The 12,666-nt window shown below is 31.8% G+C and carries 9 protein-coding genes and 1 pseudogene; all 10 read left to right on the top strand.

Annotated features, from left to right (window positions below):
* The first annotated feature begins 49 nt into the window (after positions 1-49).
* The 10 genes and pseudogenes from K324_RS0112970 to K324_RS0112920 all read left to right on the top strand — a co-directional run bounded on the left by K324_RS0112970 (position 50) and on the right by K324_RS0112920 (position 12,178).
* On the top strand, positions 50-355 hold the full coding sequence (locus tag K324_RS0112970) for a PTS sugar transporter subunit IIB (protein WP_026749509.1): 306 nt from the start codon (positions 50-52) through the stop codon (positions 353-355).
* 2 nt (positions 356-357) lie between these two features.
* The gene (locus tag K324_RS0112965) at positions 358-1,656 is read left to right on the top strand and encodes a PTS sugar transporter subunit IIC (RefSeq protein ID WP_026749508.1); all 1,299 of its coding nucleotides are present in this window, start codon (positions 358-360) and stop codon (positions 1,654-1,656) included.
* Between the two features lie 89 nt (positions 1,657-1,745).
* Positions 1,746-3,215 (top strand): glycoside hydrolase family 1 protein, encoded by a 1,470-nt coding sequence (locus K324_RS0112960; RefSeq protein WP_026749507.1) that lies wholly within the window; start codon positions 1,746-1,748, stop codon positions 3,213-3,215.
* A gap of 76 nt (positions 3,216-3,291) precedes the next feature.
* On the top strand, positions 3,292-4,596 hold the full coding sequence (locus K324_RS0112955) for a PTS sugar transporter subunit IIC (protein ID WP_026749506.1): 1,305 nt from the start codon (positions 3,292-3,294) through the stop codon (positions 4,594-4,596).
* A 50-nt stretch (positions 4,597-4,646) separates the two neighbouring features.
* Positions 4,647-6,020 (top strand): 6-phospho-beta-glucosidase, encoded by a 1,374-nt coding sequence (locus K324_RS0112950; RefSeq protein ID WP_026749505.1) that lies wholly within the window; start codon positions 4,647-4,649, stop codon positions 6,018-6,020.
* Between the two features lie 120 nt (positions 6,021-6,140).
* Positions 6,141-7,052, top strand: coding sequence for an AEC family transporter (locus K324_RS0112945; protein WP_026749504.1), 912 nt, complete (start codon positions 6,141-6,143; stop codon positions 7,050-7,052).
* Positions 7,053-7,548: 496 nt separating this feature from the next.
* Positions 7,549-7,977: pseudogene (locus tag K324_RS15300) on the top strand (AlbA family DNA-binding domain-containing protein); the annotation flags it as partial.
* Positions 7,978-8,237: 260 nt separating this feature from the next.
* Positions 8,238-8,954, top strand: a complete 717-nt coding sequence (locus tag K324_RS0112930; RefSeq protein ID WP_026749502.1) for a YjjG family noncanonical pyrimidine nucleotidase — start codon at positions 8,238-8,240, stop codon at positions 8,952-8,954.
* A 414-nt stretch (positions 8,955-9,368) separates the two neighbouring features.
* Complete coding sequence (locus K324_RS0112925; protein WP_026749501.1) at positions 9,369-11,702, top strand: patatin-like phospholipase family protein; 2,334 nt, start codon at positions 9,369-9,371, stop codon at positions 11,700-11,702.
* 110 nt (positions 11,703-11,812) lie between these two features.
* A complete protein-coding gene (locus K324_RS0112920; protein ID WP_026749500.1) occupies positions 11,813-12,178 on the top strand; it encodes a Rid family detoxifying hydrolase in 366 nt (121 codons plus the stop codon).
* Positions 12,179-12,666: the final 488 nt, after the last annotated feature.

Below are 12,666 nucleotides of genomic sequence, written 5' to 3'. Positions count from 1 at the left end.
ATTGGAAATAAAAAGATTATATTAAAATAAAAATAAGGAGATGATTTATATGAGAATAATGTTAGCATGTACAGCAGGAATGTCTACAAGTCTGGTAGTATCAAGAATGGAAGAAAGTGCGAAGGAACAGGGGAAAGATTATAAAATATGGGCAGTTGAGCAGGGACAGATAGCAGAAGAAATTGGAAATTTTGACGTACTGCTGTTAGGGCCTCAAGTTAGACATATTTTAAGAAAAGTAAAAAAAATAGTTGGAGATAATGTTCCTGTTGGAATAATAGATCCAATGGCATATGGTAGGTGTGATGGAGCTGCAGTATTAAAACAGGCTGAAGAGCTGGCAGGAGGGAAATGATTATGGCACTAAAGGAAAAACTGGAAGATATACTAATGACAGTTGCAGAAAAAATAGATGATAATAGATATTTACAAGCAATAAAAAATGCTTTTACAGCATATATGCCTTTTATTATAGTGGGATCTTTTGGAACATTGTTTTCTGCTCTAATTTCTAGTCCAAAAACAGGACTTGCACAGTGGATACCTGCATTAGAAAGTTTATCAGGAGCATTTTCAGCAATAAATTTTGCAACAATGACTTTTATGACTGTTCCAATAGTATTTCTTATAGCAATGCAACTTGCAAGATCAAATAAGACTCCTGAACATTTGACGGGAATTGTAGCGGCATTGGCCTATATATCAGTTGTTCCTCAGTCTCTTACAGCTGTAGTGGGTGAAGAAACAAAAAAGATTGGAGCTGTATCAGCTACAGCTCTTGGTGCTCAAGGATTATTTATAGGGATGCTTATGGCAATAATTGTAGCTGAATTATTTAGAGTACTCATAAAAATTGAAGCCATAAAAATAAAAATGCCTCCATCAGTACCTGCTGGAATAGCAACTTCTTTTAACACATTAATTCCAATATTAATAATAGTCTTAGGAACGGCGATTTTTGGAAATGTGTTTAAAACAGTGACAGGGCAATATCTAAATGAATTTATTTATGCCATAGTTCAGACACCTCTTGAAATAGCACTGAAAAGTCCATTAGGGATATTGGCTTTAGTAATAGCAGGACAAATATTCTGGTTTCTTGGAATTCATGGTGGACTTGTTATTACACCTCTCAGAAATCCTTTGTTTGTGACTGCATTGGCAGCAAATATTGCAGCGGTGGAAGTAGGGAAAGTACCACATGAAGCATTTACAATGTCATTCTGGATGAACTTTATAGTGCCTGGAGGAGCAGGAGTCACATTATCATTACTTATAGCAATATTCTTGTTTTCAAAAAGAGAGGAACACAGAATGATAGCAAAATTAGGACTTTTACCCGGAATATGCAGTATAAATGAACCTGTAGTTTTTGGACTGCCTCTTGTGTTAAATCCGACTTTTGCAATACCGTTTATATTTAATTCAGCAATAGGAGCAGGGATAGCATTGTTTGCCACAAAAATTGGATTTTTGGTACCAAATGTGGTAGAAGTTCCATTCGGAGTACCTATAATAATAAGTCCATTTATATCTCATGGATGGCAGGGTGTAGTAATACAGTTACTTATATTTTTTGTATGTACTTTGTGCTGGATACCTTTTGTACTGTTTTCAAACAAGGAAACAGAGAAAAAGGAAGCAACAGTTGCTTAAGGAAGTTTTTTATCGAAAATAAAAAAATCTGAAAGTATAGATGAAATCATATAAAAATTATATAAAAAATCTAGAAAGGTAGAAATACTATGAATAAAAAAAATATATTTCCAGAAGATTTCTTATGGGGAGGAGCTCTTGCTGCCAACCAGTGTGAAGGTGCATGGAATATAGATGGCAAAGGAATGTCAGTGGCAGACTGTAGTACGTATAAGCCTAAGACAGATCCAAAAGATTATCAGGCTCAGCATAGTATATCAGTAAAAGATATAGAAGAAGCCATGAACTCAAAAGATACGAAAATGTATCCAAAAAGACATGGAATTGATTTTTATAACAGATATAAAGAAGATTTGGATTTATTTACTGAAATGGGATTTAAGACATTAAGGGTTTCCATTGCATGGACAAGGATATTTCCTGAGGGAACAGAAGAAGAACCGAATGAAGAAGGTTTAAAATATTATGAGAGCCTCTTTACTGAAATGAGAAAGAGAAATATAGAGCCTCTTGTTACTCTTTCTCATTATGAAATGCCGTTATACCTGTCAAATAATTATGATGGGTGGTATCAGAGACCAGTAGTTGATATGTTTGTAAAATTTTGTAAAGCAGTATTTAAAAGATATAAGAAACTTGTAAAATACTGGCTGACATTTAATGAAATAGACAGTATTTTCAGACACCCTTTCACAACTGCAGGAATAGTTACAGATAGATATCCAAAGGAAAAACAGGAAGAAATAATATATCAGGCACTGCATCACCAGTTTGTAGCGAGTTCACTTGCAACCAAATACTGTCATGAAATAGTACCTGATTCAAAAATAGGATGTATGCTTACAAGACTGCTGACATATCCTGAAAATTCCAATCCTGAAAACTGCCTTCTGGCATTAAAAGATAATAGGGAGAATTATTTTTATGGAGATGTTCAGGTGTTTGGGGAATATCCTGAGTTTATAAAAAAAGAATGGGAAAAAAATGGAATAAACGTACACTTTGAGTCAGGAGATGAAGAGATACTGAAACTTTATACTGTTGATTTTGTATCTTTCAGTTACTACATGTCATTTGTTTCAAGCATAAATGCTGAAAAACTTGAGAAAGTTAACGGAAATGTTTCAACAGGAGTGAAAAATCCTTATCTGGAGGTTACTGAATGGAACTGGCAGATTGATCCTAAAGGACTGCATTATTCATTAATTGATATGTATGACAGATATAGGAAACCCCTGTTTATCGTAGAAAATGGAATTGGAAATAGGGATACTGTTGAGAAAGATGGAAGTATCATTGATGATTATAGAATACAATATTTTAAAGAACACATAACAGCCATAAGAGATGCAATAGAAGATGGAGTTGAAGTTATGGGATACACTCCATGGGGATGTATAGATCTTGTAAGCATGTCAACGTGTCAGATAAGTAAAAGATATGGATTTATCTATGTTGACTTAGATGATGAAGGAAACGGAACATACGAAAGAAGTAGAAAAAAATCATTTTATTGGTATAAAAAGGTTATTGAGACAAATGGAAATGATTTGGAATAAAATATTTAAAAATAATATCATATAGAACAAAAAATAAAGTTATAAAAAATATTATATTACAAGGAGTGTGATTATAATGGCTTTGCAGAATATACTGGAAGAAAAAATGCTGCCTAAGATAATGGATTTTGTTAGCACAAAAACAGTACAGGCTATAAGAGATGGTTTTTCAGCGACAATAGGGCTCACAATAATAGGTTCGATTTTTCTGTTGATTGCAAATTTTCCATACAGCCCCTTTGTAGAATTTTTAACAAAAACAGGCTGGAGAAGTTATCTTTTACAGGCAAATAATGCTACGTATAGTATACTGGCATTGGCTTCAGTGTTTACAATAGGGTATTACTATGCAAAAAACGAAAAAATAGAAGCATTGAATGCAGGGATATTAAGTTTAGTTGCATTTGTAGTTTTAATAAACCATTTTCATATACTGCCTAATAATGAGAAAATTGATGGAGTTATTCCAGTTCTTTATCTTGGATCAAGAGGTATGATTGCTTCAATAATAATAGGAGTAATAGTAGGAAAAGTATACTCATGGTTTATAAAAAATAAAATTGTAATAAAAATGCCTGATGGAGTTCCTTCAGGAGTTGCAAACTCATTTGTAGGATTAATCCCTGGAACAGTAATAGTAACTGGAAGTGTAATTTTATATGCTTTATTTAATATAATTTTTAAAACGACTTTTGTAGATTTTATTTATAAAGTTCTATCTATTCCTTTACAGGGGATGACAAGTACTTTTGGCGGGGCTATAATTATGGCTTTTGCTATGTCTTTCTTATGGTGGTTTGGTGTACATGGTGCAAGTATAGTTTCTGGAATTATGGCCGGAATTTTGATGTCTAACATGTTAGAAAATCAGGAAATACTGGATGCAGGGAAAATACTAACTACTGCAAATGGATATATAGTTACATATAATTTCAGAACGATGTTACAGATAATAACAGGATCAGGAATAACGATTGGCATAGTAGTCTATATGTTATTTTTTGCAAAATCCAGACAATTTAAAGAGTTGGGGAAACTGAGTATAGGAGCTGCTATTTTCAATATAAATGAGCCTATAATATTCGGTACTCCAGTAGTGATGAATCCAATACTGTTTATACCTTTTATAGGAGTTCCTATAGTGGCCACCGTAGTTGCATATATTTCAATGAAAACAGGACTTGTTCCATTAATGGGAAATGTAAATCCACCTTGGACAACGCCACCTATAATAAGCGGTTTTTTAGTAGGTGGATGGAGGCTTGCCCTGCTTCAGGCAGTAATAATGTTGATTTCAATATTAGGATATTTTCCTTTCATAAAAAAGCAGGATCAGATAAATTATGAGCAGGAACAGACTATATCTGAGGCCAAAGAGTAAATTAAAAATATAAATTAATTAAATCAATATGAGATTAAGGAGAAAAAATAATGGAAAAATTAAAAATAGTTACTATTGGAGGAGGTTCCAGCTACACTCCTGAACTAATAGAAGGATTCATAAAAAGAAAAGATGAGCTTCCAATAAAGGAAATATGGCTTGTTGATATAGAAGACGGAAAAGAAAAACTGGAAATAACAGGAGCTATGGCTAGAAGAATGGTTAAAGCTGCAGGACTTGACTGGGAAGTAAATCTGACACTTGACAGGAGAGAAGCCTTAAAAAATGCAGATTTTGTAACAACACAATTTAGAGTAGGCCTTTTGGATGCCAGAATAAGAGATGAAAGGATACCTCTAAGTCATGGACTGATAGGACAGGAAACAAATGGGGCAGGAGGAATGTTCAAAGCATTTAGAACAATTCCTGTTATACTGGGAATAATAAAAGATATGGAAGAGCTTTGTCCTGATGCATGGCTTATAAACTTTACAAATCCGGCGGGAATGATTACTGAAACAGCAATAAAAATAGGAAAATGGAAGAAAACGGTGGGGCTTTGTAATGTACCTATAAGATTTGTGAAATTATGTAATGAAGCTCTCGGACTGCCTGAAAATTCAAATGAACTTTTTGTAAAGTTTGCAGGAATAAATCACTTCCACTGGCACAGAGTCTGGGATAAAAAAGGAAATGAAGTGACTAATGAAGTAATAGAAGCAATTTATAATCCTGCAAATGCTGGAAAACACGAAGGAATGAAAAATATCTCTGATTTGCCTTTTAATTATGATCAGATTAAAGATCTAGGAATGTTGCCATGTTCATATCACAGATATTATTACTTGACAGACTTGATGCTGGAAGAAGAAAGGGAAGCCTTTAAAAATCATGAGACAAGGGCAGAAGTAGTAAAAAGAACAGAAGCTGAACTGTTTGAACTGTATAAAGATCCTAAACTGGACTATAAGCCGGAACAGCTTACAAAAAGAGGCGGAACATATTACAGTGATGCTGCCTGCGAAATAATAGCTTCAATATTTAACGACAAGAAAACTATGATGGTAGTGAGTACTCAAAATAATGGTACAATAGAAGATGTGGAATATGACTGTGCCGTAGAAGTCAGTGCAATAATCACTTCACACGGGCCTGAGCCTTTAAACTGGGGAAAATTTCCTATTGCATTAAGGGGAAGCCTTCAAATAATGAAAGCAATGGAAGCTCTTACAATAGAAGCTGGAGTAACAGGAGATTATGGAAAGGCATTACAGGCTTTTACACTTAATCCTATAGTTACAAGTGGAAAAATAGCTAAAAATCTTCTTGATGAGATGTTAGTTGCCAATGAAAAGTATTTACCACAATTTAAGGAAATTATAGAAAAATTGAAGAAACAGGGAGTGACTTATACTCCTAAATAGTAAAAGTATATAAAGTGAAGGCAAGAAATTACAGATTTGAACTGCACCAAAATCTTAGGAACGAGGTTGGAAGTGCAGCTCAACTGCCTTTATTACAGATTGGATAAGGAGAATACAGGAATGGAAATATTTCAGATTGTATTTGAAAAAGTAGGAATAATGTACAGTTTTATAATGGTTGGATTTTTTTTATTCAAAATAAAAATTATAAACAGAAATATTGTTCAAAAATTGTCATTTATATTGGTATGGATAATAAATCCCATTATAATTTTTGGACAATATCAGACAGAATTTTCTGAAGAAAAATTTTCCAGATTGCTGATAAGCTTTATTCTTTCAATATTTGCAATATCACTTGGATTTTTTATAGGAAACAAATTTACCAAAAATAGTATTGAAAGACTGGGACTTGGACTTCCAAATAGCGGTTTTATAGGCATTCCTCTGGTTGCAAGTATAATAGGTAATCATGCAGTGTTTTATCTGTCGGCTTATCTTGCAGTTTTTAACATAGCCGCATATACTTATGGAATTTATCTCATAACAAAAAAGGCAAACTACATTTCAATAAAACGGATAATAAAAAATTCAGGTATAATATCTGTAATATTAGGAATTCTGATGTTTATATTTTCAGTAAGAACTCCATCATCACTTAGTTTTATATTTAATTTCAGTATTAAAGTAAATGCACCATTGGCAATGATAATACTTGGAACCTATATAGCAAATATGGATATAGTCGAACTTCTCAAAGATAGAAGGATTTATACTATTTCTTTTATAAAATTAATTATTATTCCTTTAATGATTCTGATACTTTTTATATTTATTCCTTTTGTTCCAGTGGAAATAAAATACGTAATATTGCTTGCCACGTGTACACCTGTAGGATTGACAGCATCATTGTATTCTCAGCTGTTTGGTGGAGACTATGTACATGCGGCAAAACTGATAGGCCTAAGTACAATACTCTCTTTGTTTACCATACCTGTATTTGTGTATGCGATGGAACTTGTAATAAGATAAGTTATTAATATGATGTTATTCTTAAATAAAGATTTGATTTATTAAAAAAATTAATATAATAATATTCATTAGAAGGAGAGTGGGAATATTCACAAAAATGATTCACACATGTGAGAAACATGTAAATAAATGAAAGAATACTTTAGGAAATAAGTTATAAGTTTGAAGATGTGAGTAAAATAATACAAGTTACCTAAAGTTATAAAAAAAGGTAATTAAAAGTAGTTACATAATAAACTTCCTTAAAATTGAGAAAATATCTTAATTTGGGAAGTTTTTTTGTTATATTTTTAGGATATGCTTGTTATATAAAAAAAAACCTGGAAAATTTAAATAATTTGATTACTAAATTTATTTGTGTTCTTGACTTTACTATGAAATGGTAAAATTGTTGTACAAATTATAGATAAGAAAAACGATGTAAAATCGACGATAATTTTTTTGTCGTATTTCTGGCTGGATTATGATATAATTTTTGTCAGGAGAATTTGTGGATATGAAGGAAAATAGAGAATTAGAGTTGAAATTGATAATAACAAATACGTTTTTTAAAACAGTTAGTGCTTTTGCTAATTATGGTTCAGGTAGAATAATTTTTGGGATTGATGATGATGGAAAAGTTGTGGGAATAGAAGACTTGGGAGAAACATGCTTAAATCTTGAAAATAAAATAAATGACAATATTGTGCCGAAACCTAATTTTAAATTTATAAAAAATGGAAAAAATAAGACAATAACACTTGTAATCGAAGAAGAGCTTGACAAGCCATATCTATATAAAGGAAAAGCCTACAAAAAAAATGATACTTCAACTATTGAAGTCGGCAGACTGGAATTAAACAGGTTCACTTTGGAAGGGATGAATCAATATTTTGAAAAATTGAAATCAAATAATCAAGATTTAAAATTTGAAGCATTGAAGAAGGGAAATATTTTATCGAATAAATAAATATTGAAAATCACAGGGTTTAAAAAGGATAAAAATCTTAAATTATTAAAATCGTTGATTGAGAAAAAATATATTGTTGCTACAGGAAATGGAAGAGGAACAAGATATTATAAAAATTAGGATACAATAAAAAACCGATACAAATATTTGCATCATATTTATTACAAATAAAAAATAACAGATTTTCTTAAATTTAAAGAGTTTGAGAATATTCTAAATAAATGAAGGAGCATAAAATGAACTATAAACTTGTATTAATAGATTTGGATGACACACTTTTTGATTATCCGAAAACTGAAAAGGAGGCATTTAGGAACACTTTCGAAGAATTGGGATTTTTTGCGGAAAGTGAATTAGGCAATGAGAAAAAAGAAGAAATTTATGAGAAGATAAAAAATAGATATAAAGATGTGAATTTGCAATTGTGGAAGGATTTGGAAAAAGGGGCTGTGGATAAGGATAGATTAAAGGTTGTGAGATTTGAGCAATTAATCAAAGAATTTGATTTGGAATACAATCCGCATGAAATGAGTGAGCTTTATTTGAAAAAACTTGGAGAAGGGATTTTTCCTTTTGAAGCAACTGAAAAACTATGTGAATATTTACATTCAAAATATAAAGTTGGAATTGTAACAAATGGAATAAAGGAAGTCCAGCATTCACGAATAGAAAATTCAGCGATTGCAAAATACATTGATAAAATCATTATTTCCGATGAAGTTGGAGTGAACAAGCCTGATAAGCGGATATTTGAATATGCAATGAATTATTTTGGAATATCAGATAAGAAAGCAGTTATAATGATAGGCGATTCATTAGGGGCAGATATAAAAGGTGGACAAAATGTTGGAATTGATACTTGCTGGGTAAATTTGCGAAATAATGTGAATGATACCGGGATTACTCCAAAATATGAAGTGAATAAACTGGAAGAGTTATTTGAAATATTGTAATTTTATTCAAAACTTTAGCAAATTTATAAGAAAAATAAAATTTTTTTATAGTAAAATGACTAAAGAGTCAGTTTTTATTTAATTATTCCCCATTAAAAAGGTGAATATTTAATAAATTTTGAATTGCAAATTATTTTCTAATGGGATTTAGTATTAGATTATTTTGTTTAATAGCAGTTTTTACTATTTTATATCTTTTTTATTTTTACAGGATTGCTCACTGTCGAAAATCCCTATCTTGCAAGAAAGGTTTATCCTGATAATTAAAATTAAAAAAGATTATTTTATTGCAATTTAAAATTGGTTTAACTAAAATAGCCTAAAATCAAAAAAAGTCAACTGTATTAATGATTATAGGTAAATTTTTATAAATCAAGTTTAATAAAAAATCAGTAAAAAAGGAGGATAACATAAATGATTGAAAGAAGAAAAAGATTTTTGTTTTTAATTATTTTTCTTTTGGTAAATAGTTTTGGATTTTCTAAAAATATAGAAAGTGATAAAAATGAGAAGAATCTTGTATTGAAAAATGAGAAAAAAGATGAACGAGATTTTGAGAAAATTGAGGAAGAGAAAGAAAAGGAAATTTTGGGAAATGAACTTAAAATAGAATTAGATAAGGATATTGTAAATAATAGAGAAAATTCGGAAAATAAAAAAAGTGTGATTTCTCAGGAGAATAAAAGGATTGGGCTGGTGCTTAGTGGGGGAACGGCGAAAGGGCTTGCTCATATTGGGATATTGAAGGTACTGGAAGAGGAGAAGGTGCCTGTGGAATATGCGACTGGGACGAGTATGGGAAGCATTATTGCGGGAATGTATAGTGTAGGATATACTCCGCAAGAAATTGAAGAAATAGCGATTAGTATGGATTGGCTAGGGCTTTTTAGTGATAAAATTGAAAGAAAGGACAAGGGGGCTATAAGAAATTCGATTGAAGATAGGAATAGTACAGTAATTCCAATGAAAAATTTTATGCCGAAATTGCCTAGCGGAGTTGTTGGGGGGAAAACTGCGAGTCAAAGGCTGAATGAAATTTTTTATGGGGCATTAAGAGTACAGGATTTTAGAAAATTTCCTAGGAAATTTGCGACGGTTGCGACTGACTTGGAATCTGGGGAAGGAGTTATGATTGATAAAGGCTCAATTGCAACGGCGATTAGGGAAAGTTTGTCATTGCCTTCGATTTTTGCACCGATTCGGGATGGAAAAAGGCTTTACATTGATGGGGGAGTTACACGGAACTTGCCAGTACAGGATGTGAAGGTGCTAGGAGCGGATTATACAATTGGTGTGAATGTGGGGGATGGTTTCACAAAAAGAGACGAGTCTAAAATGAACCTGGTTGACGTAATTACGGATACGACGACGATTGCGGGAAGACAGGAAGTGGAACGGCAAATCCGTATGCTTGACTTGTATATGAAACCGGATTTGGAAAAATTCGAGTCTTATGATTTTTCAAAGGTAAAGGAGCTTATTGCGGCTGGGGAGAAAGTTGCAAGGGAAAATATAGATGAAATTAGAAAATTGTCAAATCCTGAACTTTTTGAAAAGCTGGAGGAGAAACGGAAGGAGTTTAGACGGACTTGGAGTGATGAATACAATATTACTGGAATTGTGATAGAAGGAAATAAAAAATACAAAAAGACATATTTTGATAAATTTTTACCTAAGAAGCTCGGTGTTTTAAGCAGGCTGGATATGGAAAAAATTGTTAATAATATTTATCAGAATGGTGATTTTACAACGGTTTATTATGAAGTGAAGGACAATGATCTGGTAATAAATGTTCAGGAAAAACCAAGTGATTACCTAACACTTTCAGGAAATATAAATAATGAGGACTTGGCCACAGTAAATGTTGGTTTTCAGGGGAGTAAGATTATAAATAATACGAATGTCAGATATTCAGTAACTGGAACGGTTGCAAATGAATATGGGGCAAGAGGTAAGGCAACAATGGAGTTGGGAAAAAATTCCAAAGTGGTAATTTATACTGAATTTGATTACAAGCGTGACATTATAGAAAATCAGAAGTATAAAAATGGATACTTTAACTTTGAAAATAGAAAATTCAAACTTGGAACAGGTATTGGATTTGAAATGTACAAAAATTTATTATTCTCAGTTGGAGGCGGATATCAGGTTTCGGATGTGACTAAACACGAAAATCACGATGAAAATGTACGGAAAGTATTTCCATATTTTGAAGCAAAAATAGATTATGACACAAGGGACAGTATAAATTTTGCAACAAGAGGAGTACATTTATTTTCAAATTATACATTGGCAAATTCAAAAGAGGCTAAATTTAATTCATTGAGTGCAGGAGGAGAAATAAACATACCAATTGGTGAAAAAATCACTATTACTCCGAAAGCAGTTTACTTGACATCATACGGAGATGATATTCCAGAAACGTACAGGCCTAAAATAGGTGGAATCAGAACTTCTGACAATTCACTGGAATTCGCTGGAATGCCTGCGGATAAAATTCGTGGAAACAGTATTTTTGTAGGAAGTCTGAAAGTCCAGTACAACTTATCAAAATTCCTGTATCTTGATACAACTTATTCCAGAGCCAATATTTCCAACAAGAGTTACAAGTTTGGACATGATGAAAAGGAAAGCTATAAGTTTGGAATAGGTGCCAAAACATTGGCGATACCTCTTTATTTTGGATTTGCAAAAGTGCCGGGAGAAAGCTGGCGATACATTATAAACTTTGGATATTCGCCAGAATAACGATTTTTGGAATAGTAATTCAAAGTGAAAGAAAATTCTTTTTGATATTGAAAAAATATGATAGAATAAAATTGTAAAATTTAAAAAAATATGAAAAATTAGGAGGAAAAATGAAAAAAATACCAGAAGCAGTCGGGCCATATTCAGCATTCAGAAAAGCAGGCGACTTTTTGTACATCTCAGGGCAAATCGCAATAAATCCTGAAAATCAGCAAATTGAAGCTGTTACTGTAGAAGAGCAGACAAGACAAGTTCTCGAAAACTTAAAGGCAATCTTGGAAAACAATGGATTAACAACAAAAAATGTAATAAAAACAACAGTTTTGCTTGACAACATCAATGATTTTACAGCAGTAAACAATATTTATGCAGAATATTTTACTGAACCATATCCAGCAAGATCAGCTTTTGCGGTGGATAAATTACCAAAAGGGGTTTTTGTAGAAATTGAAGCGATAGCTTATTTTGGAGAATAATTTTTAAATGAAATAGATGACTTTGGGGAAACTTGAAGTTGTCTTTTTTTATAGAAATTATGAAAAAAAGAGACTCTCTCATATTTACGAGAAAGTCTCAAGATAGATATAGGAGGAATTAACGGCAAGATTTTATTTAATTTTATTAAACCAGAAATACAAAAGTATTATCAGTATAATAAAAACTAAGAAGTCTCCGTTAATCATGATTAATTAACCTCCTTCCTATAGTAAGTTTTGAGGCGGTCAAACCTCAAATAAAATTATAACATAAAAAAATACCCTAATCAACAAAATTAGAGCATTTTTCTGACCTTTTACTTACTATAGTATATCTACTTCTTAATTTCAATTTATTATACCACATTTTTAGAATTTGTTCAATAAGAATGATTGAAAAGACAGAGTAAAAAATATAGGGGCAAATAAATTTAATCAAATTTTTAATTAACAAAAAAGAGGAAACCAGTTACAATATAATCGCCAAA

This window comes from Leptotrichia trevisanii DSM 22070 (assembly GCF_000482505.1).
Classification (GTDB): domain Bacteria; phylum Fusobacteriota; class Fusobacteriia; order Fusobacteriales; family Leptotrichiaceae; genus Leptotrichia; species Leptotrichia trevisanii.
This window is presented reverse-complemented; position numbering and strand designations above follow the sequence as displayed.